Annotated in this window: 23 protein-coding genes; 6 read left to right on the plus strand and 17 right to left on the minus strand. The window is 33.6% G+C overall.

What is annotated here, in order from left to right:
- Nucleotides 1–117: 117 nt before the first annotated feature.
- Nucleotides 118–1,299 (plus strand): MFS transporter, encoded by a 1,182-nt coding sequence (locus AB1J10_RS10865; protein WP_070039435.1) that lies wholly within the window; start codon nt 118–120, stop codon nt 1,297–1,299.
- A gap of 156 nt (nt 1,300–1,455) precedes the next feature.
- Here AB1J10_RS10865 and AB1J10_RS10870 read toward each other — a convergent pair whose 3' ends face one another.
- Together AB1J10_RS10870 and AB1J10_RS10875 are read right to left on the minus strand one after the other, a co-directional pair.
- Nucleotides 1,456–1,932, minus strand: a complete 477-nt coding sequence (locus tag AB1J10_RS10870) for an SRPBCC domain-containing protein (protein ID WP_040029923.1) — start codon at nt 1,930–1,932, stop codon at nt 1,456–1,458.
- A 75-nt stretch (nt 1,933–2,007) separates the two neighbouring features.
- Nucleotides 2,008–3,390 carry an amino acid permease gene (locus AB1J10_RS10875; protein ID WP_070039436.1) on the minus strand — a complete coding sequence of 461 codons (1,383 nt, stop codon included), beginning with the start codon at nt 3,388–3,390 and terminating at the stop codon, nt 2,008–2,010.
- 834 nt (nt 3,391–4,224) lie between these two features.
- Between AB1J10_RS10875 and AB1J10_RS10880 the strand changes: the two genes are divergently transcribed.
- The 3 genes from AB1J10_RS10880 (at nt 4,225) to AB1J10_RS10890 (ending at nt 7,874) form a co-directional block, all read left to right on the plus strand.
- A complete protein-coding gene (locus AB1J10_RS10880; RefSeq protein WP_070039438.1) occupies nt 4,225–5,469 on the plus strand; it encodes a Glu/Leu/Phe/Val family dehydrogenase in 1,245 nt (414 codons plus the stop codon).
- Between the two features lie 223 nt (nt 5,470–5,692).
- Nucleotides 5,693–6,637 (plus strand): agmatinase family protein, encoded by a 945-nt coding sequence (locus AB1J10_RS10885; protein WP_070039439.1) that lies wholly within the window; start codon nt 5,693–5,695, stop codon nt 6,635–6,637.
- A gap of 61 nt (nt 6,638–6,698) precedes the next feature.
- A complete protein-coding gene (locus AB1J10_RS10890) occupies nt 6,699–7,874 on the plus strand; it encodes an Nramp family divalent metal transporter (RefSeq protein ID WP_371090922.1) in 1,176 nt (391 codons plus the stop codon).
- A 71-nt stretch (nt 7,875–7,945) separates the two neighbouring features.
- Here the strand turns inward: AB1J10_RS10890 and AB1J10_RS10895 are convergent, their stop codons facing one another.
- The 5 genes from AB1J10_RS10895 to AB1J10_RS10915 all read right to left on the minus strand — a co-directional run bounded on the left by AB1J10_RS10895 (nt 7,946) and on the right by AB1J10_RS10915 (nt 14,464).
- Nucleotides 7,946–9,019 (minus strand): YkvI family membrane protein, encoded by a 1,074-nt coding sequence (locus tag AB1J10_RS10895; protein ID WP_070039440.1) that lies wholly within the window; start codon nt 9,017–9,019, stop codon nt 7,946–7,948.
- Between the two features lie 291 nt (nt 9,020–9,310).
- Complete coding sequence (locus AB1J10_RS10900) at nt 9,311–10,630, minus strand: MFS transporter (protein ID WP_064209868.1); 1,320 nt, start codon at nt 10,628–10,630, stop codon at nt 9,311–9,313.
- A gap of 31 nt (nt 10,631–10,661) precedes the next feature.
- Nucleotides 10,662–12,032: a flavin monoamine oxidase family protein gene (locus AB1J10_RS10905; protein WP_070039441.1), complete on the minus strand. Its 1,371-nt coding sequence runs from the start codon at nt 12,030–12,032 to the stop codon at nt 10,662–10,664.
- Between the two features lie 32 nt (nt 12,033–12,064).
- Nucleotides 12,065–12,946, minus strand: coding sequence for a 4-hydroxy-tetrahydrodipicolinate synthase (gene dapA, locus AB1J10_RS10910; protein ID WP_070039443.1), 882 nt, complete (start codon nt 12,944–12,946; stop codon nt 12,065–12,067).
- 27 nt (nt 12,947–12,973) lie between these two features.
- Nucleotides 12,974–14,464, minus strand: coding sequence for an aldehyde dehydrogenase family protein (locus AB1J10_RS10915; protein ID WP_070039444.1), 1,491 nt, complete (start codon nt 14,462–14,464; stop codon nt 12,974–12,976).
- Between the two features lie 177 nt (nt 14,465–14,641).
- Between AB1J10_RS10915 and AB1J10_RS10920 the strand changes: the two genes are divergently transcribed.
- Complete coding sequence (locus tag AB1J10_RS10920; RefSeq protein ID WP_070039446.1) at nt 14,642–15,502, plus strand: MurR/RpiR family transcriptional regulator; 861 nt, start codon at nt 14,642–14,644, stop codon at nt 15,500–15,502.
- 100 nt (nt 15,503–15,602) lie between these two features.
- On the opposite strand, the gene AB1J10_RS10925 is transcribed toward AB1J10_RS10920, so the two are convergent.
- The 8 genes from AB1J10_RS10925 to eda are packed head-to-tail and all read right to left on the minus strand — an operon-like array spanning nt 15,603 to nt 23,313.
- Nucleotides 15,603–16,424, minus strand: coding sequence for an SDR family oxidoreductase (locus tag AB1J10_RS10925; RefSeq protein ID WP_046207234.1), 822 nt, complete (start codon nt 16,422–16,424; stop codon nt 15,603–15,605).
- A complete protein-coding gene (gene uxuA / locus AB1J10_RS10930; protein WP_046207233.1) occupies nt 16,424–17,455 on the minus strand; it encodes a mannonate dehydratase in 1,032 nt (343 codons plus the stop codon). The genes AB1J10_RS10925 and uxuA overlap by 1 nt, the downstream gene beginning before the upstream one ends.
- Before the next feature lie 2 nt (nt 17,456–17,457).
- The gene (gene uxaC, locus AB1J10_RS10935; protein ID WP_070039447.1) at nt 17,458–18,864 is read right to left on the minus strand and encodes a glucuronate isomerase; all 1,407 of its coding nucleotides are present in this window, start codon (nt 18,862–18,864) and stop codon (nt 17,458–17,460) included.
- A 15-nt stretch (nt 18,865–18,879) separates the two neighbouring features.
- Nucleotides 18,880–20,175, minus strand: coding sequence for a TRAP transporter large permease (locus AB1J10_RS10940; RefSeq protein WP_046207232.1), 1,296 nt, complete (start codon nt 20,173–20,175; stop codon nt 18,880–18,882).
- Nucleotides 20,172–20,681, minus strand: coding sequence for a TRAP transporter small permease (locus AB1J10_RS10945; RefSeq protein WP_064209875.1), 510 nt, complete (start codon nt 20,679–20,681; stop codon nt 20,172–20,174). The genes AB1J10_RS10940 and AB1J10_RS10945 overlap by 4 nt, the downstream gene beginning before the upstream one ends.
- The gene (locus tag AB1J10_RS10950; protein ID WP_070039448.1) at nt 20,656–21,693 is read right to left on the minus strand and encodes a TRAP transporter substrate-binding protein; all 1,038 of its coding nucleotides are present in this window, start codon (nt 21,691–21,693) and stop codon (nt 20,656–20,658) included. Before AB1J10_RS10950 ends, AB1J10_RS10945 begins: the two co-directional genes overlap by 26 nt.
- Before the next feature lie 28 nt (nt 21,694–21,721).
- Nucleotides 21,722–22,693 carry a sugar kinase gene (locus AB1J10_RS10955; protein WP_070039450.1) on the minus strand — a complete coding sequence of 324 codons (972 nt, stop codon included), beginning with the start codon at nt 22,691–22,693 and terminating at the stop codon, nt 21,722–21,724.
- Between the two features lie 2 nt (nt 22,694–22,695).
- Nucleotides 22,696–23,313 carry a bifunctional 4-hydroxy-2-oxoglutarate aldolase/2-dehydro-3-deoxy-phosphogluconate aldolase gene (eda, locus tag AB1J10_RS10960; protein WP_046207228.1) on the minus strand — a complete coding sequence of 206 codons (618 nt, stop codon included), beginning with the start codon at nt 23,311–23,313 and terminating at the stop codon, nt 22,696–22,698.
- Nucleotides 23,314–23,458: 145 nt separating this feature from the next.
- On the opposite strand from eda, the gene AB1J10_RS10965 reads away from it, so the two are divergent.
- The gene (locus AB1J10_RS10965) at nt 23,459–24,403 is read left to right on the plus strand and encodes a LacI family DNA-binding transcriptional regulator (RefSeq protein WP_064209878.1); all 945 of its coding nucleotides are present in this window, start codon (nt 23,459–23,461) and stop codon (nt 24,401–24,403) included.
- 443 nt (nt 24,404–24,846) lie between these two features.
- On the opposite strand, the gene cidR is transcribed toward AB1J10_RS10965, so the two are convergent.
- Together cidR and bla are read right to left on the minus strand one after the other, a co-directional pair.
- Nucleotides 24,847–25,722, minus strand: coding sequence for a cidABC operon transcriptional activator CidR (cidR, locus tag AB1J10_RS10970; RefSeq protein WP_040029908.1), 876 nt, complete (start codon nt 25,720–25,722; stop codon nt 24,847–24,849).
- Between the two features lie 42 nt (nt 25,723–25,764).
- Nucleotides 25,765–26,613 carry a class A beta-lactamase gene (bla, locus tag AB1J10_RS10975; RefSeq protein WP_070039452.1) on the minus strand — a complete coding sequence of 283 codons (849 nt, stop codon included), beginning with the start codon at nt 26,611–26,613 and terminating at the stop codon, nt 25,765–25,767.
- Between the last annotated feature and the right edge of the window lie 60 nt (nt 26,614–26,673).

Below are 26,673 nucleotides of genomic sequence, written 5' to 3' on the forward strand. Positions count from 1 at the left end.
CTCCTTATATCAGTAAAGCTTATGTAAACTTAAAAAATTCTAATTATACATTAGTATACATTATCTATTATAATAAATGATGGTTGAAAAAATTTATATTAAAGGACGGTATTAAATATGTACGATAAACTCTGGTCAAAAGATTTTATCTTCATTACAATGACAAACTTTTTAATGTATTTAATCCATTATACATTAATCGTCACTGTCACTATATTTACAATTGATAAATACCACGCTTCAGAAAGTATGGGTGGTTTAGCAGCTGGTATATTTATCATCGGTATGTTATTTGGACGCTTAGTTTCTGGAAGAATCATCGATAATCTGCAGCCTAAAAAAGTATTAATATATGGTATTATTTTCTCAATTATTACAGTTGGCTTATACTTTGCAATCAATAGTCTTCTTATATTAATGATCGTAAGATTACTGCATGGTATTGCTTTTGGTTTATCGTCAACTGCAACTGGAACCATTTCATCTAGAATTATTCCAGATAAACGAAAAGGTGAAGGTATCGGTTATTATGCATTAAGCGTAACGACCGCTTCAGCAATCGGACCATTCACTGGTATTATATTAAATCAAAGATTTGGTTTTGAATCTATTTTTATCGTTAGCTTGGCAGTCATTATTTTCGCTTTTGTTATCTCATTGTTTATCAAAGGGTTACCAAAAGCAGAACCGTCAACAACAGACAATAATTCCAAGGAAAAAGGACTTAGTGCTTATATCCAAAAAGAAGCATTACCAATATCTGTTGTAATCATCTTCGTTGGTATCGCTTATTCTAGTGTACTATCATTTTTAACTGTTTATACAGAACAAATCAATCTTGCTACGGCATCTAGTTTCTTCTTTATTGTATATGCAGTGAGTACATTTGTTACACGTCCGTTTACTGGAAAAATTTATGATCATTACGGTGAAAATAAAGTGATGTATCCAGTATTAATTAGTTTCATGCTTGGACTTATACTTTTAAGCGCAACACACACAAGTTTATTATTGCTTATTTCAGCAATTTTCATTGGCGTTGGATATGGTACTATCATTCCAAGCGCACAAGCCATTGCTATACAACAGTCTCCAGTTAAAAAAATTGGACTCGCGACTTCTACATTCTATATGTTTGCAGATTTCGGCGCTGGTATAGGACCATTTATTTTAGGTGTGATTATTCCAATTATGGGTTATCGTAACCTATATATCACCATGGCTGCGCTCGTTATTTTATCAATTGTACTTTATTTCCTATTACATGGAAAAAAAGCAGCTAAAAACAACAATTATTAATATAATCATTTATAATCTAATCTAATCATCTAAATGTGGATGTAACAAAATTTGTCATCTACCATATACTTATATCACATTAATAAGGCAAGCAAACGAAAACGAACTGTCGTTTGCTTGCCTTATGTTTTGGAAGCATTTTTAATGCCTTTCACTTTAAATCACAGCTAAGCTGGCTTCAATTTCAGTTTTTTTCGCATCAAAATCACAATCCTGTTGTGATAATGGCTTGCCTGTTTCGGCAATACTTTTGATACTTTCGGTTTGAAATTGCCAACCAGCAAAATCTAATGTAATATGTGGAAATTCAAAAGGTAAATATTCATAAAAAATGAGTTCTACATATGATTGATGTTCAAATAATTCAAATTTCACTTTTCCAATATCCCATGTAAAACCAATCGTTTTATTTGGTTCGAAATGTGTAATACGCATTTCTAAATCTTCACTATCGTCTAAGTGAAACAACATTTTCCCGCCTTCTATTCGTTCTTGAAATGACAACTGCGGAAACCATTGCTGTATCCCTTCTGTAGTACTTAAATAATCAAAAATACGATGCACGTCACTCTTAATTTTCAAATTTATTGTTTGATAAACGCCTGATTTATCTTTAGCATACTGTATTGCCATTTTTTCCCTCCTAAAAATAGGAATATAACCTATCAGTAATCATTACTTTGGTTATATTCCCTAAAATTATTTTTATTATACTTTTTCTTTAACTTGTGATTGAATCGCTCTTTCTTTTTTCGTGTAATTAAAATAGATAAGCCCCAGTAAGATAAACCATATTGGTGATAATACAACACCCATTCTTGTGTCAGGTACAATAAATAATATCAACAACACAAAGACAAAGAATAATTGTACAAATCTTGCAGTGTGAATACCACCTGGTAACTTAAACTGACTTTCTTTGTGATGGTTAGGATTTGATTTCACATATTTTGCATACGCATGCATGATGAACATCCATACAACAACTAACAAAATAGTTGAAATTGCCGTTACATAGAAAAATACTTGAGTCGCATTTGGAATAAAATAATTTAACAGTACAGTTATAGACAGTAATGCACAAGTGACAAGTATTGCAACAAAAGGGACACCTCTATGATTCGTCTTCATTAGCAAATGGTGTGTTTGACCTTTTTCTGATAGTCCAAATAGTATTCTACTATTCGCAAAAATACCACTATTACAAGCTGATGATGCTGCAGTAAGTACTACAAAATTGATTAAACCAGCTGCAAATGGTACGCCTATTAATGCGAATAAGCTGACAAATGGACTATTGTTCGGATCTATATCTTGCCAAGGAATAATTGACATCATAACTGCTAAGGCCCCTACATAAAACAATAAGATACGTATAGGCACACTATTGATTGCTTTAGGTATCGTCTTATGTGGATTTCTCGTTTCCCCTGCTGTAATACCTAGAATTTCTATACCTGTAAATGAAAAAACAACCATTTGAAATGACATAAAGAAACCTGAAGCACCATGTGTAAATAATCCACCATTACTATAAATATTAGATATACTCGTTTTTCCAAATGGCGTTTGAATCGCAAATATAATCATCACTACACCTACAACTATGAGTGCTAGTATAGTCACAACTTTAATAATGGCAAACCAAAATTCTAACTCACCAAACATTTTTGTACTCGTTAAGTTGAAAGTCATGAGTATCAAGATACAAGCTAATGATGTAATCCAATTTGGTAAATCTGGAACCCAATATTCTACATATTTAGCAACAGCTGTAATTTCTGCCATACCTGAAGTTATCCATGTTAACCAGTACGTCCATCCTGTTATAAAACCAGCAAAAGCTCCAATTTGATCATGAGCTATATCAGCAAATGTTTTGTATTTCGTATTAGCAAGTAACATTTCCCCCATTGCGCGCATAAATAAAAATAAAACAAAACCTACAATTATGTAAGTGAGTAATATCGATGGTCCAGTCAAACTGATAGACTGACCCGCCCCTAAAAATAGGCCAGTACCAATGGCGCCACCAATAGCAATAAGTTGAATGTGTCTATTGCTTAACTCTCTGTTTAATTTATTTGTCATAAATTTGCTCCAATTCCTTTGTTTTAAAACATAATCAACATATAGAACTTAAAATCATACCCCTTAATTTCAAATTGCAAAATACTATAAATCAAAAATGTTTGATTGTATAATATTATTTTTTTCTGAAAATTACAACTATTCTTCAAAATTATTTTAAATAAAAATGTGTTATTACACTATTGTTTCATTTATACTATAAAGTTTATTAGTGAATTACTATTTTATTTATTTTTACTTTCATTGTACATCATGATATTTGCGTGCTATATCTTCGTTGTGTGTTAAAGTCTATGGTAATTGTAAATAATTCATATTAAAAAAGTATGTCTCTTAATGCTTCACAGCTATAATAAAGTAGTTACATTATGGCATAGTTCTTAACTCAGATAGACAAGTCACAGTACAATGTGTAACAAAAAATATAGCCTTTCTAATAGATATACATGTATTTAATCATTACTATCCATTTACTCATCCCTATAAATCGATTGTAACTATAAACGATTACTCATATTTAAGTAACATTAAATTTTACTATCTACAACATCATATACCTTTCTATATCTATTAATTTTTCAGTATAATTAATCAATTATACGACGCTGTTTTTCAACACTATAAGCAATCACTTAAAGTTCTCGGCTATAATCACCCCCTATCCAAGCATAAAACTAGACAATTTCTCTCCAAAAAGTCATATATTTTGTATTAATTGAATTTTCAAACTTTTATAAAAATTCAGTCATTATGTATTGATTTTATATCTTATTATCGATAACATTTATATATAAGTAACTTATAAGTATTGAAGTAATGATAGAGGAGATAAACATGACAGAAAACAATAACTTAGTAACTTCGACTCAAGAAATTATGAAAGAAGCCTTACATAAATTAGGGTTTGACGATGGTATGTATGAACTTGTCAAAGAGCCTTTAAGATTTTTAGAAATACGAATTCCTGTACGTATGGATGATGGCACTGTTAAAACTTTTAAAGGCTATCGTGCACAACACAATCAAGCCGTAGGACCTACCAAAGGTGGTATCCGCTTCCATCCTGATGTGAATGTTGAGGAAGTGAAAGCATTATCCATGTGGATGACAATGAAGTGCGGCATCACAAACTTACCTTTTGGTGGTGGTAAAGGTGGCGTCATATGTGATCCAAGAGAAATGAGTAATTTAGAACTAGAACGTTTATCACGTGGTTATGTTAAAGCTATTTCACAATTTGTAGGACCTGCCAGTGATATTCCAGCACCAGATGTTTATACAAACCCACAAATCATGTCTTGGATGATGGACGAATACAGTAAAATCAACCGCTCAAATGCATTTGCATTTATTACAGGCAAACCGCTTTCATTAGGTGGTTCACAAGGACGTAATCGAGCCACAGCGCTAGGTGCTGTAATCACAATTGAAGAAGCTGCGAAACATCGAAATATTAATATCGAAGATTCTCGTGTAGCGATTCAAGGTTTTGGCAATGCCGGAAGTTTTATTGCTAAAATTTTGCATGATAAAGGGGCTAAAATTGTCGCGATATCAGAAAGTCGAGGCGCTTTATATAATCCTGAGGGGCTGGATATTGAACATCTTCTAGCATTAAAAGAACAACATGGTCGTGTAACACCATTATTTGAAGACGTCCTTCCTAATGAAAAATTATTTGAACTCGACTGCGACATTTTGATTCCTGCTGCACTATCTAATCAAATCACAGAAGCAAACGCCCATTTAATTCAAGCTAAGATTGTGGCAGAAGCAGCTAATGGCCCTACGACACAAGAAGCGACTAAAATATTAACCCACCGTGACGTTTTAATCATACCAGATGTACTTGCTAGTGCAGGTGGTGTAACAGTGTCTTACTTCGAATGGGTGCAAAATAATCAAGGCTATTATTGGTCGGAAGAAGAAATCATCACGAAACTTGAAGAAAAAATGGTTGAAGCATTTAATAAAATTTATGATTTAGCAGAAAATAGAAAAATGGATATGCGTTTAGCAGCTTATGTTGTAGGTCTAAAACGTACGGCTGAAGCAACGCGTTTCCGTGGTTGGGCATAATACTTTATTCCCTATTCCATGTTGCAAAAAGCTGATTCAAATTTGAATCAGCTTATTTTTTATACATTAATTTTCACACTCAGACTATATTTCTATATAAAAATACTTTCCTATTGAAATATTTTCATTTTCAAAAGGTTTAAAAATAGAATTTTCTGAATTTATTTGAAATAAAAAATCATCCAATATATACTTATTTACAATAAAGGGGAGGTTATACAATATGAAAAACAATATTTATGGTAATGTACCATGCTTTTTAAATAGTAAAAATCTCACATCTACAGATAATTTAGATACAGATGTCATAATTTATGGTGCGCCTTTTGAAGGTGAAAGCACTTGGGGTGACTATACTGGCGTTGAATTAGGTCCAAAGCAAATTAGAGTTTGCTCAGCACGTTACAGTCAATATTTACCAGAATTAAACCATATTGATATTAGTGAACATTTAACAATGGGCGATGTAGGTGATGTGCCTTTTGTTGCGCACAATAATCAACAAAGCTACGAAAATATTGAAAAATTCACTAAAAAGCTATGGGAAAGCGAGAAATTTTTAGTTGGTTTTGGTGGTGAACATGGTGTCACTTACCCTATTCTGAAGTCACTGGCGGAAACGGGTAAAAAAGTGGGCATTATACATTTGGATGCGCATTATGATAACATGCCCGATTATGAAGGAGAACCCTACGCACGTAACACTCCATTCATGAGACTATATGAAACAGATGGTATACGTAATGAAAGTATCATTCATACAGGTATTCATGGTCCTAGAAACAAACCAGAAACAGGCCGTTACGCTCAAGAAGCTGGTGCAGTAACACTTACGATCAATGATATTAGAGCTGCTAAGGATTTAAAACAATATGCTAGAGATATTTATGCACAGGCGAGTAAAGATGTAGATGTCGTGTATTTAACAATATGTAGTGATGTACTAGACTTTGCCTTTAATCCAGGCGGGCCAGTAGATGGCAATGGACTAAGTTCTTATGAGCTATTAACAATGATATATGAATTTGGTGCATTAGGCTTATGCGGTATGGATTATGTTGAAGTTTACCCAATGCAAGACACTAACCAAAACTCTGCCCATTTCGTTTCAACAGCTGTATTATATGTACTTGCGGGCCATGTGAATTATTTAAATAACACAAAATAAATGAGGGGTGATGACATTGGTCAAAAATGTAAGGAAGATTATTAAATCTCTCGGTCCTGGTATGATTATCACCGCTTCATTTATAGGTCCCGGAACCGTTACAACGATGACACAAGGTGGTGCGGGGTTTGGTTATAGCCTGTTATGGGCTGTTGTTTTCTCAATTGTTGCAACCATCGTGCTCCAAGAAATGATTATTCGACTATCACTCGTAACAAGAGAAGGTTTAGGCGAAGCAATACAAGAATTATTTGCCCATAAAGTAGGAAAACTGATTATTGTATGGTTTACATTAATAGCTGTAACCATTGGTTGTGCTGCTTACATCAGTGGCGATTTAATTGGAACTTCACTTGGTGCAGCATATCTATTAAATTTACCAGAAAACCTAGTAGCACCTATTATCGGTTTTATTATTTTACTTATCGGGTTATTTGGTAATTATAAATTTTTAGAAAAAATAATGATTTTCTTGATGGTCATCATGGGCATTATCTTTATTACAACTATGATCGTCATTAAGCCTGATATTTTTGGTATTTTAAAAGGTGTATTTGTACCTACAATTCCGAACGGTTCTATAATAACTGTCATAGCATTAATCGGAACGACTGTAGTTCCTTATAATTTCTTCATCCATTCCACAGCGGTACACGAACGTTTTAATGGTATAAAAGAACTCAAATTTGCGCGTTGGGATACTATTATTTCGATTACTGTTGGTGGTATCATTTCAGCAGCTATTCTTATTGCTGCTGCCACATTAATTCGTGGTGATGAAGTCAAAAGTATTATTCAACTTTCTGGTCCACTCAAACCTGTTTTAGGCGATGCCGCTCCCTTTGCAATTAGCATCGGTTTGTTTGCAGCAGGGCTTTCATCTGCTATTGCTTCCCCTACTGGAGCGGCAGCTACAATAAGCAGCTTATTAGGGTGGAAAGGTGGCATGGAAAGCAAAAAATACAAGATTGTCTTTGCAGTCATTATCCTTATTGGTATTACAACATCCTCACTCGGATTTGAACCATTAGAAGTATTATTAGTGGCACAAGCCTTAAATGGTATTATTTTACCCATCGTTGCTATATTAATTTTTATTATCATCAACAAGAAAAATCTAATGGGCCGTTTTGTCAATAACATTTGGCTTAATATTATCGGTTTTGTTGTCGTTTTAATCGTTACTTTCTTAGGTCTTTATAGTCTAGTCGACGCAATTACTAGCTTTCTATCTTAAATAAAAAAGACGTATAGCCCAATTATATACAAAATTGGTTACTATACGTCTTTTATTTATGTTTTTAGTGATTACATTAAACGTTTTTCACTAAATTTATTATAAACCCATCTAACTAATAGCGCAGCACTGATAAACAGGCCGATATAACCGAATGTTTTAAACACGAAATTCACTAGATCGACAAAGCCAATAAAACTTAAGATAAAAGCCACAATTAAAGAAATTGTTAATAGTGCAACATAACCTTTACTACTTGGTCGTGTAAATCTACTTAAAAATGGATACAACATACCGATACAGCTATTGAAAATAACACCTATCATCACCGCTGACATAAATATACCTATATAAGGGTGTATATCATTTGCCAATAATAATGTAGGAATGTCTACACTATTAGCGTTTTGGATATTAGCCATTAATCCACACGTCATAATTAATAACAATATACTAAAAGATAGGCCACCGTAAAATGCCCCCCTGCGTGCTGTTTTATGACTCATAGCATCACTACCAACGATGGTTAAGAAACTAAAGCTATTGCCAATGATTAATCCTCCATAAACAATCGCATCCCACCACCATATGGAACTAGATGTTTTAGATGGTTTTGTGTAATGTTCTATCTCTGAAAATGGAATTGTAGGATTGATAATATTATAGCCGGCAATCACTAAAACTGCGATGACTAAAAATGGTGTCACTACACTTAATATTGTCATGATTTTATTAAACCTAAGTTGTAGTACAATAAAAAGTAAAATTACAATTGCCAATGAACCTGTCCACATTGGAAGCCCAAATCCTTGATAAAGTGCAGAGCCGCCGCCTGCAATCATAACAACAGTTAAGCCAAATAAAAAGAAAATAGTTAAATAATCAATAATCTTACCTACATACTTTCCGAAAATATGGTTCAATGAAATTTCATATGTATTCGCATCCAAGCGATAACCAATTTTTGAAATTTGCCTAGTCGCAAACGTTACAATAATACCTGTAAGAATCACTGCAATGTATGCATAATTTCCATGGTTAACAAAGAATTGTAAAAGTTCTTGGCCAGTTGTAAATCCTGCGCCAACTATAAAACTAAGATAAGCGAGCGCAGTCTTAACTGCTGCCTTATTATCTTTACTCATTGATCATACATCCCCTTCGAAGTTAGTTACTATGTACTATTTATCAGGTTTTCAAAACAAACAATCATTGTGCTAAAAGATTAAAAATACATATGTCGAAGCAAATAAGAGCGAGACAAACATCATACTTTTCTAGTAGATTCCTTTGTCCCGCCCAACAAAAGTAACTAGGATGAAAGTACAGTTCATCTAGTCAACTTTTCACTTCATTCAACATATAACAATCATATTCAATCAAATCAAGGCCATTTAGCGATGCTTAAAAAACACAACAACACTTTAAATTTCAACCTAAATAGCTCCTGCCTCTTCTAAATTTTTCCCTTTTGTTTCCGGTGCCATATAAATCGACAGTATAAAACCAATAAATAATAGTGCCGATGAAATATACATTGTTACACTTAATCCATAATTTTCTAAAATCATCGGAAAGAAAAATGTACTTAAAGCAGATGCTGATCGACTCACAGTAGTAGTAAAACCTCCACCTGTACCACGTACATATGTAGGGAATAGTTCATATGGATAAATCCATTGATGACTGCCCATAGCTGTATTGAAAATACCGTAAATAATAAATAGTACAAGTATCATTAAAAATGGAGCGTTGCCACCAGATACTATACCTAATGATAACAAAGCTAGCGCAGTAATCAAGAAGGGCCATATCAAAGTAGGTCTTCTTCCATATTTTTCAACTAAGTATAATGCTGGAAAAATACCTATTAAATAAAACATATTAATAACAGCAGATCCTAAATATTTTTGTGAACCTTCATGGAATCCAAATTGTGAAAGAATCTCAGGGATATACGTTCCAATAGCAAATGTAGTCATCACTTGTAATGACCAAAACATGGAAACAAAAAATGTACGTCTGCCATAACCATTTTTAAAAATATCTGCCAAACTTGTTTTTTTATGTTCATGGTTTGTATTTGAAACAATCACGTCGTCACCAAATATTTTTTTAACAATCTGGGCTGCTTCTACACTTTTACCTTGTTTTGTTAACCAATGTGGAGATTCTGGCATATTAAGTCGAGCTAATAATAAAAAGATAATCGGTAAAGCCCCGCTTAATAACATCCATCTCCAACTATCTGCACCTAATGGAAGCATAAAATAACCAACAAGATATGAAATGGCATAGCCAATAAACCAAAACGCATTAATGCCGCCTAACAATGCTCCTCTATGCTTTTTAGGCGCAAATTCGCTCATTAATGAACCAGCTATAGGATAATCTGTACCTAGAGCAATACCAATCAACAGTCTCAACACTACTAACTGCATTGGATCTGTAACAAAAAATTGCGCAGTGGTAAAAACACCTAATAACAACATATCAATAATAAACATTTTCTTACGTCCTAATATGTCTGTAAAATAACCACCAACTAAACCTCCAATGATCATCCCAGCTAATGTCCCCATACCTAGTAAGCCAACCATCGTCACAGACATTTCAAAATCATTTTGCATTACTGAAAGTGCGATGGCTATAATTCCTAAACTATAGCCATCAACAAAAGAACTGCCACTCGCATAAGAAAAGATTTTCATGTGAAATTTGCAAAAGGGCATATCCTCCATAGATTTATTTGTCATAAAAAAGCCTCCACATCATTTTTGTAAACGCTTACAAAACTTCTCGTAAATCTTCATTTTTGGTAAAACCTAATAGACTATTAATATTTTGCGCAGCGGTATACCCAGTTTGAATGGCTGTTTCAGTATAAAACGTACCTAAATAATCACCTGCTAAAAATAAACGTCCTTCTGGTTCTATTAATGTTGATTGTATATCAGCGCGTCCAGGATACACATACGCCGATCCATAAGGAAATTTATTCACCTTAGCTTCTATAACATAATCTCTAAAACCAGGAAGAATCTCTTCTAAATCATTCAGGTATATTTCTAATATTTCATCTTCAGATTTGTCAATCAATGCTTTACCTCTATTCGCAGGTGAAAATGTCATAAAACTACTACCCTGTTCACGATTTTTCTGTTGGGCATGAATGACATTAGAATTGTGTATTAATATATCAAATGACCGCTTCGGCGTAGCAAATGCGTATACATCATCCCAAATTTGTTTACCTTGTTCATTCGTTAAAAATGACGCACTTACATGCGGTCCATATTTAATTTGGCTAAGTGCATAATCTAGCTTTGCACTTAAATTTTTTGTGATTTTACGTGTGATGGGTGCCGGCGTAGTTATGATGGCGTACTTTGCAGTTTCCACAAACTCAGTTCCATTTTGTTGATACTTTACTGTTACAAAGTCTTGGTTATGAATGATTTCTTGTACGTGTGCATTGATTTCAACTTTATTTTTTAAATGGTTGGCTATTGTGTTTGTTAATGTAGATGGCCCACCCATTATATTTTGAGATAGCCCGCCTTTTTTATTCCAAATCATATGAAAGTAACCGATGCCTGCTCCAGCCGAAATTTGTTCAGGTTCACCTGTTGATCTACTTACGGTTGGTCTAAAAATAGCATCTGCATCAATCGGTAATTTTCCTGTGAATTCTGAAAATGTTTTATTATTCATAAAATCTAAAATACGTTGTTGTTGGACACAATAATCTTCAACTTCTTTCTTTTGAGCAACTTTTGCATATTTCATCACTGCAGCTCTTACTTTTGCACCTGCAGTTAACATTGCTAATCTCGATTTCCATGACATAGGTACTCTAAATGGATATAATTCTACTCGACCATCTAATAAAAGTTTTCCATTTAAATGCATAGCAGATAGTTTTCCAGGCACTGGTAATGATTTAACACCTACCGATTTTAATAAATCGTCAGTTGCTGATCCTTCACCAGCATAAACGTGTCCACCCCAATTCATCCAATAATTACCACGTCTTTCAGACATTACGCGTCCACCAACACGATTTTCTGATTCTAATAATAGTATATCGTGGTTACTTAATCTCCATGCTGCTGATAATCCTGCCAATCCACCACCGATAATAATGACATCTTTCATATTAGCACCTTCTTATTCTAATTTTCTTGCACTTAGTTATTTATTTCATTCAATAATTGTGTCATTTTTTTCTCAAATGATTTAGATGCTGGTTGTAATGGTAATCGACATGTAGTGTCTGAAATTCCTAACGCTTTCAAACCAGCTTTAACTGTTCCAGGTACAGTTTCTTCTTCTAATAAATTAAATAAAGGCAGTAATTTTTTATTTAATTCAGCAGCTTCTTTTACATTATTTTCTTGGACTAGCTCATACAATTTTGCAATTTTATCCGGAACTAAATTATGTACTAGCCCTATTGCACCATTTGCTCCTATTGATAATGAAGGTAAAAATAAATCTTCAAAACCATTTAATAACGCAAAATCTGTATTATCTTTCACTAGGTTAAGTAATTTAGATGTATGAATACCATCTGCTGTATTTTTAATACCAATCACACCTTCAATTTTACTAATTTCATGTATTAATTCAGGTGAAAGTTCTACGCCTGTTGCGTCTGGATAATGATAAATAACGATACCAATGTCAGTGTTTTTTGCTACAGCTTTATAATGATCTAATATTCCATCGTCACTTGTAACCATATAATACGGATTGATAACTAATGCTGAGTCTGCACCAACATGTTCTGCAAATTTCGTCAATTCGATTGTATCAAGTGTCCTATGACACCCCGTTCCAGCCATAACTTGAACTCTTTGATTCACTTGGGATGTTACAAATGCTATGATTTTTTTCCGTTCCTCGAAAGTCATCAATGAATATTCTCCAGTACTACCGCCGACAAGTACACCATGAATTCCACCTGCAATCACATGTTCTATTAATTTTTCAAATGATTCAAAATCAATGTCTCCGTTTTCTAACATTGGAGTAGGTAATGCTGCAATCATTCCATAAGGTTTATACATAATATATTCTCCTAATCTCTTTATATTTTAATCTATATTAATCATGACACTTTTAACTGATGTATAGCTTTGTAAACCATACTCTCCGCCCATCTCTCTACCAATACCAGATTGTTTATAACCGCCGAATGGCATCGTTTCTATTTCAAGACCGACCGTGTTAATCCACACTGTTCCCGCTTCTAGCTTTTTAGATATATAATGACCGTGTTTAATATTTTGTGTCCAAACACTAGAGGCTAAACCATACTGACTATCATTAGCTCTATTAATGACTTCATCAATATCATCAAACACAAAGACAGACATTACTGGACCAAATATTTCTTCTCTCGCAATGGTCATATCATCTTCTACATCTGCAAAAATAGTAGGTTCAACATAATAGCCATGTTCATATGTTTGCTGACCACCAAATATTAATCTGGCACCTTCTTTTTTTCCTTTTTCTATATAATCTATTACCTTGTCTTGTTGTCTTTTAGAAATCAATGGTCCCATATTATAATTATCATCCATGCTTGGACCTAGTTTTATTGACGCTGCTTTTTTCTTTAATCCCTCTAAAACAGTTTCATATATATCTCTATGAACATAAACACGTGTACAAGCACTACAATTCTGTCCTTGGTTATACATTGTGCCAGCAAATGCACCTTCGATCGCTTCATCTAAGTCAGCATCTTTCAATAAAATAGCTGGCGATTTACCACCTAATTCTAATGTGACATTTTTTATTTCATCTGCTGCACCCTTCATGACATTCTTGCCTACATTTGTAGAACCAGTAAAAGCAATTTTATCTATTTTAGAATGATTAACGATAGCCTCACCTGCTGTGTTACCAGGTCCAGGCACAATATTAACAACCCCATCAGGAAATCCTGCCTGTTTAAATAACTGAGCTGCATACAATAACGATAATGGTGTTTCAGTCGCTGGTTTAATAACAATCGTACAACCCACAGCTAACGCGGCACCTAATTTCCAGGAAGCCATTAATAACGGGAAATTCCAAGGAATAATTTGTCCCACAACCCCAATAGGTTCATGAACCGTATAACTGACTAAATCATTTGAAATTTGAGTGGTTTTACCACTAATTTTTGTTGCAAATCCAGCATAATATTCAAATTGTTGAATTGTTCCATCAATATCATCAGCTAATGCAACATCATATGGCTTACCACTATCAATAGACTCAAGTTGAGCCAGTTCTTCTCGATGCGCTTTTAACAACTGTGCAAAAGCATAAATAATATTACTCCTTGTATGCGCTTCCATTTTTGTCCATTCACCAGTATCAAAAGCTGCTCTAGCTGAATCAACTGCATAATCAATATCTACTTCATCTGCTTCATGAACTTTAGTTATTACTTTTTCAGTAGAAGGATCCAAAACTTCAAACAGCTTGCCTTTTTTTGCATTACAATAAGCGCCATTAATATAAAGTTGAATATCTTCTTTCAAAAAAGATTGCACTTTTGGTTTTAAATTTTCAAATTTATAATTTAACAATATTATACCCCCTTGTTTTTATTAAATAGAATATTATCATTTATATGAATAAATGTAAACCCTTACATTAATAAAGGGATTGTTTTTGTTCTTTTTCAGAATTTTTATTTGCAATAAACCTTTGTTATGATATAGATAAAGTTATTTGAATCAACAGAAACGAGGCGCTTAGTTTTTATGAATCAAAATCCAGATTTAAAATCAAAAATTGTAAAAGTTAAAAAAAGTTTACCTAAAAAACAGCAAAAACTCTGCGACTTTATACTTAAACATTTTGAAGACTTAGGCTTAATAACAATTAAAGAATTGTCTCAACAGGCTGAAGTAGGCGTTTCTACAGTTATGCGTACCATGCACGCTTTAGACTATGAAAATTTCAATGATTTTCGTAAAGATATTTACAGTGAAGCCTTACCAAATGAAACTAAGTTTTCTCTTAAAAATGCTTTTGGAGACATCAATCGTGAACAAGGTTATGCATTGACTGATGTTTGGGATAAAAGCGTTGATTTATTAAATCAGTCATTAAAACCTGATTTGATTGAAAATTTTGCTACTGCTGTTGAATATATAGAAAATGCAACGAGTGTATGTATCCTTGGCACTCGTCCTTATAGGGCGACCGCTTTATATTTCGAGCATTTACTAAACGAATTTTATTTAAATATTCATCAGCTTAGTAATGATACTGATGCTATTTTTGATAAAATTACTAAAATGACTAAAAATGATATATTAATTGTTTTTGCTTTTGAACCCTACACAAATTCAGTGATTCAAACTGTCAAAGAAACAAAACGTCAAGGCAACCATATTATTTTAATCACAGATTATGACTCTTCACCAGTTTTAGAACATGCAACTATTACTTTAAAGCTTTCCGTTAGGAAGGATCATTTTTCAATCATTCCAATTATTGCGCTGATTGATGCATTAGTATTAGAACTCGGCAGACGTACTTCAGCTAATGCATTATCCAATTTAGAAAAATTAGAAGATGTATTATATCGCAATAATATTACTTACCATGACACATAGAATAACAACAATGTTAACCAGACAATCAAACAAAAAAATCAACACTTTCATCCTTATAACAATGAAAGTGTTGATTTTTATTTGATTTATTTTATTTAATTTATACGCCAGAATATGATGAGAAGCCACCATCTACTGGAACCACAATACCTGTTACAAAACCGCTCATATCATGGTCCATTAACCAATACAATGTACCTAAAATATCTTCAGGTACACCAAAACGATCCATTGGCGTTTGTGAAAGAATTTTTTGAGCACGTTCTGAATAAGAACCGTCTTCATTTCTTAGCAATGCCTTATTTTGATTTGTTTCGAAAAATCCTGGTGCAATTGCATTAACACGAATTTGCCCTGCAAAATAAGTGCTCAACCATTGAGTAAAGTTACTTACTGAAGCTTTTGCACCGCTGTAGGCTGGAATTTTTGTCAACGGCGTAAAGGCGTTCATAGATGAAATATTGATAATTGTTCCTGTTTCAGATGCCACAACATCTTTACCGAATACTTGTGATGGTAAAAATGTTCCAGTATAGTTTAATTTAAATACATTATCTACACCTTCTTCTGTGAGATCAAAGAACGTTTTGTCGCCTGCTTTATCGTACATTTCATCATTCGTTGTCGCATCAGGATGATTACCACCGGCGCCATTGATAAGTATTGTAATTGCACCAAATTTATCATTGAATGTTTGTTTCGCTTGCTCTAAAGCTGATTTATCTAGCACATCTGCAACGAGCGCTACAGTTTGTTGTCTATTTTTATCAATTTCATCTTGTAATTCTATAATTTTGTCTTCTGAACGACCTAATATACCTACATTAGCACCTTTTTCTACAAGTGCTTTGACAAAAGTAGAACCAATCACACCTGTCGCACCTGTAATAACGACATTAACATCTTTGAATTGTGTTGCCATTATTTACTCACTCCTTCTATTAAGCCATTAATATAAGTTGCACCTAAAGCTCTATCAAACAAGCCATAACCAGCTTTACCTGTTTCTCCCCAGATCATACGTCCATGGTCAGGTCTGATAGTCCCTTTGTAATCAATATCTCTCAGTGCTTCAGTAACAGCTTTCATATCTACTGAGCCATCTTTAGATAAGTGGCCTGTTTCTATAAATGAATTATCACCAATACGTTTAACATTGCGCATGTGTACAAAATGAATGTGATCACCAAATGTACGAATCATATTCGGTAAATCGTTTTCTGCTAATGAACCTAATGAACCAGTACAGAAACAAATACCATTATGTGTATCATTACTAATAGCTAATAAGCGTTCGTAGCTTTCTTTGTTTTTAATGATACGTGGTATGCCAAATATCGGCCAAGGTGGATCGTCCGGATGTATCGCCAGATCCACATCATGTTCGATAGCAGTTGGTAACACAGCATCTAAGAAGTACTTCAGATTGTCCCATAATTGTTCATCTGAGGTTTCACGATAGGATGTAATCAGTTGATTCATCTCTTCACGCGAGTAACTTTCATCCCAACCTGGTAGATTTAAATTCGTCGTTAGTGGATCAATATCTTTAATTTGATCATGGTTATAAATCAGTGTATTGGAACCATCTGACAAGTCATAGTCTAATTGTGAACGTGTCCAATCAAATACCGGCATAAAGTTATAAGTTACTGTTTTAACACCATTTTCTGCGAGATTAATCAATGAAGTTTTATAGTTTTCAATGAGTTGATCGCGTTTCTCTGTACCAAGCTTTATTTCCTCACTGACAGGTAAACTTTCTACAACTTCAAATTTCAAACCTGCATCTTCAATTGACTGTTTTAATGCTGCAATTCTTTCTTTAGTCCAAACTTCTCCAACTGGAATGTCATAAATTGCTGTAACAATTTGTTTCATATCTGGAATTTGTCTAATATTATTTAATGTTACTGGGTCATCTTCCCCATACCAACGAAATGATAATTCCATGGTTATACCTCCTCAACGCCTTCTATTTTGAATAATTTTACTGCATTGTTATAACAAATATCTTTCACTATTTGAGTGATAGTTTCTTCTGATAATTGAATCTCACCTTTTTCAATTCTATCTCCTAAGAAATTACATAATATTCTTCTAAAGTACTCATGACGTGTATACGAAATCATACTACGTGAATCTGTGAGCATGCCTACAAATTTAGATAATAAACCGACATTAGCATACTCTACTAAATGTTGTTCCATACCTTCTTTTGTATCGTTAAACCACCATGCAGCACCGAGTTGGACTTTGTGATTACTATTTGTAAAGTTCCCTGCAGTTGCTTGTACCATTAAATGATCATTGCCATTATTTGGGTAAATGATGGTATCTGATAACGCATGATTTTGCTCAAGATGATCTAGCAATGCATTTAATTTTTTAGCACTCAACTGTTCACCTACACTATCAAAACCACTGTCTGGTCCTGTAATTTTAAACATGTTTGAGTTATTATTTCTTGTTGGTCCAAGGTGGAATTGTACAACCCAACCTAATTCTTCATAAACTTTACTAATTTCAGTTAATATATAACCTGCTAATTCATATTGTTCAGTTTCTGTTACTTGTTCGCCACGTTTGAGCGCATTATAAATTTCAGTTGCTGTGTCAACCGTTGCTGTTACTAAAGGTGTCTTTTCAAAACTTTGGTCTGAACTGCGCGCACCTTGTCTATCAAAATAATGCACACGTGCTTTTAATGCATCAATATAAGTATTTAAATCTTGGATGTCGCAATCAGTCGCTTGATTCAATTGGTCAATTTTTGTATTGATAGATTCATGATTTAAGAAAACGTAACTATCCGGTCTAAATGTAGGTATAACTTTAAATGTAACGTTGCTATCTTCGTTTAATAACTTATGATACTTTAAGTCATCACATGGATCATCTGTCGTACATACCACCTTAACATTACTTTGCTTAATTAGATTTTGTGGTGTATGTGAAGGTTTTGCTAACTTTTTATTTAATGATTTATATAATTTACTGATATTCACTTTATCTAAATCTGTATCCTCATTAAAATAGCGTTTTAATTCTAATGCACACCAATGATACATCGGATTTACAATCGCATACGGTAACATATGCATAAATGCTTGGAATTTATCAAAATCATCAACACTGCCTGTAATAAAAGCTTCCTCAATGCCATAAGCTCTCATTAAACGCCATTTATAATGATCTCCACCTAGCCATAACTGTGTAATATTGTCATAATTTTTATTTTCGTAAATTTCTTTTGGATCTAAGTGACAATGAAAATCATAAATCGGTAAATCTTTAACTTTCTGGTATAGTTTTACTGCTGTTTTACTATTTAATAAAAAATTGTCATTAATTAAAGTCATATAATTGCTCCTTTTCTATAATCCTAATAGTTTTGGAAGGAATAATGATAATTGTGGTATAAAAGTAATGATTAGCATTAAAATAATTAAAGCTACAAAATATGGAATTAAATATTTAAATACTGATTCAACACGTACACCGCCTACACTTGCTCCTACAAACAACGCACTACCAACTGGTGGTGTGATATTACCAATACATAAGTTAAAAGCGATAATGATACCAAAATGAATGGGATCAAGACCTAATACTTCTGAAATCGGTAAAAAGATTGGTGTAAATATAAGTACTGCTGGTGTAATGTCCATAAAAGTACCAATGACTAATAAGATAACGTTGATTAATAATAACAGTGCAATTGGATTGTCAGTCATTGAGATAATGCCATTGGATATTGCTTCCGGTAAGCCGGTATAACTCATCACAAGTGAAAATAACGCCGAAGCGGTGATTAGAAATAAAATCATACCGCTAATTTCAGCTGTTTCTTTGATAACGTTGGATAATTGTTTGATTTTTAAGCTTTTATAAATTAGCGAAAGTACTACAGAATATAAAACTGCGACCGCTGCACCTTCTGTTGCTGTAAAGATTCCTCCGACAATACCACCAATCACTACTACTATTAAAAATAAACTCGGTAATGCATCTAATGTTAAGAATAATCTATCTTTCCAACTAATTTTCTCTGATACTTTATAACCTTGTTTTTTCGCCATGACATAAGCAACAATCATACAAGCAATACCCCATAGAATTCCTGGAATATAACCCGCGATAAATAACGCTGCAATGGATGTCCCGCCGCTGACTAATGAATAAACAATCAATAGTGAACTTGGTGGGATAAGTAAACCTGAAGGTGCTGAAGCGATATTTGCTGCTGCTGAATATTCTTTTTTATAACCTTGCGCTTTTTCCATTGGTCCCATGATACGACCCATGGCAGCAGCTGCTGCAACACTAGAACCAGAAATGGAACCAAAAAGCATATTCCCAACAATGTTGGTATGCGCTAATGATCCTGGCAATCTGCCAACGAGTACCTTCGCAAAGTTAACTAATCTAAATGCAATGCCGCCGTTATTCATGATGATACCTGCTAGCACAAATAACGGAATCGCTAACATTGTAAAATCATCAATGCCCGTAACCATACGCTGTGCTGCAGTTACGATAGTGACATCGAATGGTAAGATCAATAATAGCGTAATAATAGAACTTAAAATAATCGCTAATGCAATCGGTAAGCCAATGATAAGAAAGATGAAGAAAGTGATGAATAATACTAATCCCGCAATCATTGTCATAAGCCATCACCGCCTTCAAGCTCATCACGCGCTTGAATTGTAGTCATTGTCTCTTTACTAAATAAATTATAAAATGCATAGAAAATAATAAATATTCCTGAAACTGGCAATGCACCATACATTGCAGCCATTGATAAACCTGTTGACGGCGCGATTTGAGACCAAGTTAACTTCACAACTTCAAAACCGCCCCAAATCATGAGCACGAGTGCCACGATAATTAATATAATGTCCGAAATCTTTTCCAAGTATAACTGTACTTTCTCAGGCAATTTTTCTCTGATAAATACAATGGCAATATGCTGTTTGATTCCAAAGACATAGCTTGCACTCAATAACCCAAACCATATCAACAAGAATCTAACAATTTCTTCACTCGTCGTACTCGGTGTGTTAAAAATAAAGCGTGTTGCAACTTGATAAACCGATAAAATAACCATAACAAAAAGCGTTATACCAGCTAGCGTTAACAACAATTTATCAATGATTTGCTTTGCTTTTTTCATAGCGCTGTTCCTCCTTCTCGATTAGTTTATAATCCGCTTTCGTATCCGGATTATTTTTAAATTCATCTTGAAGAGGTTTTGAAGTCGCTTTAAATGTAGATTTGTCTACATCGTGAAACTTCACGTCCATTTTTTCTGTCGCTGTTTTTTTAGCATCGCTCACTGCTTTATCCCAAATTACTTCATGTTTTTTTGTGGAATAATCTGCTGCATCTTCTAACCATTTTTGTTGTTGTTTCGTCAAGCTGTCATAGGTCTCTTTGTTCATGATTAAAATATCAGGTACGGTTGCATGTTCTGTGTAGTAATAATTTTTTGCAACTTCACCATGGTTATTCGTTGTTAAAGATGTTTCATTATTTTCTGCTGCATCAATAACACCTGATTGCATTGCAGTATACACTTCACCATAATCCATCGGTGTTGGCGTGCCACCTAACGATTTAATTAAATCTACACTTGTTTTGCCTGGCTGAACACGAATCTTCAAGCCTTTCAAATCTTTGTTGTCTTTGATTTCTTTGTCTTTCGTATAGATACTACGCATACCTGCATCATAATAAGTAATACCTAAAAATCCTTGGTCCCCTGTCGATTTAAAGAAAGCGTCTTGTACGTTTTTACGTTTCATTACGTGTCGATAATTTTCTTCTGACTCAAATAAATACGGCATATTAAATAATGAATACGTTGGCGAAAAACTTTCCAATGCCCCAGCCGAAACTTTAGTCATTTGAATTGCATTCGTCTGTGTCATTTCTATTGCTTCACGCTCACTACCGAGCTGACCATTCGGATAAATATTCACTTTTATTTGACCATGTGATTCTTTTTCTAATCTATCTTTAAAAATTTTTAAAGATTTATGGACAGGATGTTCCGTTGGCTGATTATGCGCTAACATGATCTCTTTTGTCTTTGTTTTAGCAATCGTCTCCTTATTTGTAAGCAACATCGATACCATCCCCATCGTAAAGAATGCGCTTACAAGAAGGAGTGTAAATTTCTTCATAAAGATTATACCCCTTATATTGCAATTTTTATCGTTTCAGTTCTCCAAAATGCGTTGATAAATTAAATACATCACTTTCTTGTACACTTAGTGCATCTTCATTTGTCGTATGTTGTAGAACAGAACATTTTGTTGCAAAATCTACTGTATCTTCTGGTTGCCATGCTTTATTCAATCCATGTAATACACCTGCCATAAATGCATCACCAGCACCGATTCTGTTTAAAACAGTGTAAGTATATGCTTGGCCTTCAATATATTTTTCTTTTGTCAGCATAATACCTTGTAATGTACTTTGTTCTATATTTCTATTACTTGAAGCCATCAAATCAATGTCGTATTCGGATCGAATTGTTTTTGCACATATCTGTATATCATCATCTAAATCATTAGTTTCGAGCAAATGTGTAGCATCTTTTTTTCCAAAAAATAGAACATCGACAAATGGTAAAATTGACTTTATTATTGGTACTGCTGTTTCTTTTGACCATAAGTTACTTCTAAAATTAATATCGAACACTATGTTAACGCCTTGTTGCTTTAGTTGCTTTAATACATCGACAATTTGATGACGAATCATTTTATTTACAGCTAACGTAATACCTGTAAATACAAAGAAATCTCCACTTTGAGCATTGATTTCTTCCATTACATCTTCACCATGATTCGCAAATGTTGAATGTTCGCGATCATAAATCACTTTGCCACTACGAAAGCCGAAACTCTCTTCCATATAATATGTACCAATTCGGCCATTATTATATTTCACTGAAGCAGTACCTACACGTGTTTGAAACATTTTTTGTAATGCTAAATGTCCTAGCGCGTGATTGGGTAATACCGTTAACATTTCAGTCGTATGTCCAAATTGTGCTAATGTCACAAGTGCGTTCAATTCTGCACCACCAACATTTACTTTAAACGTATTGGCATCTTTCAACTGTTCATAATTTGGTGGCGTGTAACGTAATAATACTTCACCAAAACCATAGACCGTCATTGTTATACCTCACTTTTTATTTCTGAAATATATCTTTCTAAAGCATCTTTTCCTTCTTGTTGATAAATTTTTGTTATTTCGCTTCCAATGCCAACTGCAAAACTTCCAGCATCTAACCATGCTTTATGGTTTTCTTTACCAACGCCACCTGTAGGCACAATTTCAATTTGTGGTAATGGCCCTTTGAAATCTTTAATTGACTTAGGTGTGAATTGCGTTGCTGGGAATAATTTAAGGACTTTGCAACCATAACGTAATGATTCAACCATTTCTTTAACAGTCATACAGCCCGGAATATATGGTACATCATATAAGTTAGCGATTTTCGCTGTTTCTTTATCAAAAGATGGGCTAACGATAAATTTCGCACCATTTAAAATGGCAGTACGTGCAGAAATACTGTCTAACACTGTTCCTGCACCAATCAATGCGTCGTCTCTTTTTGATAATTCAGCTATAATTTCTATAGCGTTCGGCGTTGTTAAAGTAACCTCAATTGTGTGTAGGCCTTTATCAATAATGGTATGTGCAATATCTAAAAAAGATTTTGCATCTTCAGTTCGCATGACAGCAATGTGTTTGCCTTGTTGAATCTCTTTCATTGTATTCATTGAATCCATGTCTTCAACCCCTCAAAAATGATATCAATTACAATACCCTTCAAAATAACAACGTTGTTATTTTTGTACAAAAAAATATTGTAATGCTTATCTCTATGGTATAATTAATTTGCATTTAAATCAATCAATTTCAAGGAGAAATTTTATGGCTGTAACTTTAAAAGATGTTGCTGAAGCCTGTGGTGTCAGCTATTCCACAGTTAGTAAAGCACTTAAAAATTCTCATCTCGTAAAACCAAAAACCAAAAATTTAATTCAACAAAAAGCTTTAGAAATGAATTATATACCTAATCATTCTGCTAGAGCACTTGTTTCAAAGAAAAGTGGCACAATTGGATTAATCTGGCCTTCTGTAGATCGTGTAGCGGTTACACACCTTATTTCAGAAATCAATCACGCTATCAAAGATTTAGGTTATGTCATGTTTGTGTCGATAGACGATGTCGCTGCCGCTTCGAAAAAATTTGTTGAATTCGGTTGTGATGGTATCGTCATTTTTGATGAAGGTGACGCAACAAACTTATCTCCAGAAATTTATAACAATGTCCCAGTCGTTGCCTATGGTGTCGATCGTGACATCCCTTATCCGATTATAAACGTAAACCATTCAGAAGCGATGATCATGGCAATTGAAGCATTGGTCGATCAGGACATTGATCACATTGATTATATTGGTGATATACATACAAATGATACACGTCAAATCGCAAAAAAAGAAGCGATTGCTCAATATTGTGACAAACACAAGATAAATTATCGTATCATTGATTCTACAAGTTTGAATGCAATTGAAACGGAATCTGCCGTTAAACAATTTTTACAAACACACGCACTTGCACCAGGCGTGATTTGTGGCAGCTATGATATAACAGTCGGTACAATAAATGCACTAGGACCACAAGATCACCCTATCTTGTATTCTTATGACAATATCCCTCAAATTAAAAAATTAGATTACCCAGTCAACGCGATTGGCGTTCCAACCGCTGAAATTGCTCAAACGATTGTAGCAACTTTAGATAAAGTTATTAAAGATGAAGCAACTGAGTCGGCCTATCATCTTCACCCTAAAATACAAAAAAACATTTAAAATAAACATGCCCAAACCTATTGCTAAGGTTTGGGCATGTTTATATGTTTGTTTGATGTTTGACAAGAGGGTCGTTTATTAAACTGTACTGATTTAGAAGATAAGCTTAGTTTTTAAATATCATTGCTCAATAATATAATAATGAATAAGAATAGGGTGTCCTTATTTTAGTGAATGAATGGGGAGAGTTATTATATTAGTTAAATTCTATATAAATTTGTTATGAGCTTTAAATTATGAAACGCTTATATAGTTAATATTTTGGCGCTAGGGATTATCATAAATGTTTTAACTTTTATTCTTCTATTAATCATCAGTACTTACTACCTCTATATGTCTATTATATTACGCACTGAAATATGATTAAAATACATAGTTGGAATATATAACATTCTCTTATGGAATACATATTTCATAAACTATAATCGCTTTGTTAAGCATCATTATCTAGTATCTTTTAAAAATTTAATCCATTCGTGAGTTACATAATTCATATAGCTATCTTTTTTCCAAATAACTCCCAAATTCCATGACACATCTGCACCTGAAATTTCTATACCCACAAGGTCTTCATTTAAAATATTTACGATACTTTCTGGTAATATACTCACACCGATGCCATCTCGGATCATATTTTCAATAAAAGTAATTTGAGACATTTTAGCAACCGTTTTTGGATGAAAACCAACTTTTCTACAACTTTCAATAATTTGATCTTTTAAATAGTAATCATCATGAAACATAATAAAACGTTCATTTTTCAAATCACCTAGATAGACTGGTCCTTGTTTCGCAAGCATCGCATCTTTGTTTACGACTAGCAATAACTTTTCATTATATAGTGGGATAGCATGGTAGATATCATTATCTACAGGTAACGTAGTAATGCCTACATCAATTTCATCATTATTTAAATAAGACTCTACAGCTTTGCCTCCACCTTCAATAACTTCGTATGTCACTTTTGGATATTTACTATGAAAATGATTTAAACTTTCTGTAAAAAGTCTCACGTTCATAATTGCTGATATACCAACTCTAATATGGCCTTTTTCTAAATTTGTTACATCTCCCATTTCTAATGATAAATCATCTAGCACCGCTAAAGCTTCCACGCATTTATCATAAAAAATCTGGCCGATATCCGTTAAAATAATATGCTTTTTTCTTCTATCAAATAAAGTGATATTAAATTCGTCTTCAATACTTTTAATATTTTTACTTATTGTAGATTGCGCAATATATAAATGCTCGGATGCTTGTGTCATCCCCCCATTTTTCACAACTTCTACAAAATATTTCATTTGCTTTATTTCCATATTTAACCCCTCTGCACCAATCTAAGTTTCGCTTACTTGAATTTATTTTAATGACTTAATAGCTGTTTCTGCCGCTGTTTGAATAACTTTATCATCAGGTTTCGCATCTTTATCTGATTTTTTCGTGTAAATAGCAAGAATAATTGGCTTATTTTGCTTTTTTGGATATATAAAAGCTAAATCGTTTCGACTACCATAGGTTAAACCTTGACCACTTTTATCTCCTACAACATCATCCTTAGATACAGCTGCTTTTATTAACGTATCTCCAGTTTCATTATGAATCATTGTATGCTTTAGTAATTCAAGGTTAGCTTTGCTCATATTTTCACTCTGTAGAAGATGATTGAACGTTGTTGCAGCTCTTTTAGGTGTGGTTGTATCATCTGTACTTTGTGGATCATATAAATTTAAATCTGGTTCGAGTCTTTGTGGATTAGATATATGGTCTCCACGATGTATGAGTGATTGTTGAAATTCTTTAATTCCACCTATTTCTTCGATGACTTTATTATTAGCTGTATTATCACTCTGCAACATAGAAGCTTTTATTAATGCTTTTAACGTCATTTGCTTGCCGATATATTTTTCAGTGACGGGTGAATAAGCGACAATGTCACCTTTGGATATCGCTATTTTTTTATTTAGTTCTGACGTTGGCCTGTTTTGTAATAATATACCACTTGAAATTGCTTTATATGTAGATGCAAATGCAAACCGTTCACCTGATCTGTGCTGTACCACTTTGCCATTAGCTGTATTGACACCATAAACCCCTATAATTGTATCATTATCTTGTTCTATTTGATCAAAACTTTTTGCATCAGCAACCATTCCTGTCACTGTGAGTAAAAAAAGCCCAAACAAAGCACTTAAATAGAATTTTTTCAAGTTTTCAATCCCCCTATTCACATTTGAAAGCAATACGCTATACTTACGTTTAACTATAAT

Origin of the sequence: Staphylococcus cohnii species complex 1663 (genome assembly GCF_041008415.1) — a bacterium.
GTDB classification, from domain to species: domain Bacteria; phylum Bacillota; class Bacilli; order Staphylococcales; family Staphylococcaceae; genus Staphylococcus; species Staphylococcus ureilyticus.

Coding starts and splice junctions, on each gene's coding strand:
- AB1J10_RS10880 (WP_070039438.1), top strand. CDS start 4,225: ATGACAGAAAACAATAACTTAGTAACTTCGACTCAAGAAATTATGAAA.
- AB1J10_RS10905 (WP_070039441.1), bottom strand. CDS start 12,032: ATGAAAGATGTCATTATTATCGGTGGTGGATTGGCAGGATTATCAGCA.
- AB1J10_RS10950 (WP_070039448.1), bottom strand. CDS start 21,693: ATGAAGAAATTTACACTCCTTCTTGTAAGCGCATTCTTTACGATGGGG.
- dapA (WP_070039443.1), bottom strand. CDS start 12,946: ATGTATAAACCTTATGGAATGATTGCAGCATTACCTACTCCAATGTTA.
- AB1J10_RS10925 (WP_046207234.1), bottom strand. CDS start 16,424: ATGGCAACACAATTCAAAGATGTTAATGTCGTTATTACAGGTGCGACA.
- AB1J10_RS10875 (WP_070039436.1), bottom strand. CDS start 3,390: ATGACAAATAAATTAAACAGAGAGTTAAGCAATAGACACATTCAACTT.
- AB1J10_RS10900 (WP_064209868.1), bottom strand. CDS start 10,630: ATGACAAATAAATCTATGGAGGATATGCCCTTTTGCAAATTTCACATG.
- AB1J10_RS10885 (WP_070039439.1), top strand. CDS start 5,693: ATGAAAAACAATATTTATGGTAATGTACCATGCTTTTTAAATAGTAAA.
- cidR (WP_040029908.1), bottom strand. CDS start 25,722: ATGGAAATAAAGCAAATGAAATATTTTGTAGAAGTTGTGAAAAATGGG.
- AB1J10_RS10920 (WP_070039446.1), top strand. CDS start 14,642: ATGAATCAAAATCCAGATTTAAAATCAAAAATTGTAAAAGTTAAAAAA.
- AB1J10_RS10945 (WP_064209875.1), bottom strand. CDS start 20,681: ATGAAAAAAGCAAAGCAAATCATTGATAAATTGTTGTTAACGCTAGCT.
- AB1J10_RS10955 (WP_070039450.1), bottom strand. CDS start 22,693: ATGACGGTCTATGGTTTTGGTGAAGTATTATTACGTTACACGCCACCA.
- AB1J10_RS10895 (WP_070039440.1), bottom strand. CDS start 9,019: ATGAGTAAAGATAATAAGGCAGCAGTTAAGACTGCGCTCGCTTATCTT.
- uxaC (WP_070039447.1), bottom strand. CDS start 18,864: ATGACTTTAATTAATGACAATTTTTTATTAAATAGTAAAACAGCAGTA.
- AB1J10_RS10940 (WP_046207232.1), bottom strand. CDS start 20,175: ATGACAATGATTGCGGGATTAGTATTATTCATCACTTTCTTCATCTTT.
- AB1J10_RS10890 (WP_371090922.1), top strand. CDS start 6,699: ATGATTATCACCGCTTCATTTATAGGTCCCGGAACCGTTACAACGATG.
- AB1J10_RS10870 (WP_040029923.1), bottom strand. CDS start 1,932: ATGGCAATACAGTATGCTAAAGATAAATCAGGCGTTTATCAAACAATA.
- AB1J10_RS10865 (WP_070039435.1), top strand. CDS start 118: ATGTACGATAAACTCTGGTCAAAAGATTTTATCTTCATTACAATGACA.
- uxuA (WP_046207233.1), bottom strand. CDS start 17,455: ATGGAATTATCATTTCGTTGGTATGGGGAAGATGACCCAGTAACATTA.
- eda (WP_046207228.1), bottom strand. CDS start 23,313: ATGGATTCAATGAATACAATGAAAGAGATTCAACAAGGCAAACACATT.
- AB1J10_RS10965 (WP_064209878.1), top strand. CDS start 23,459: ATGGCTGTAACTTTAAAAGATGTTGCTGAAGCCTGTGGTGTCAGCTAT.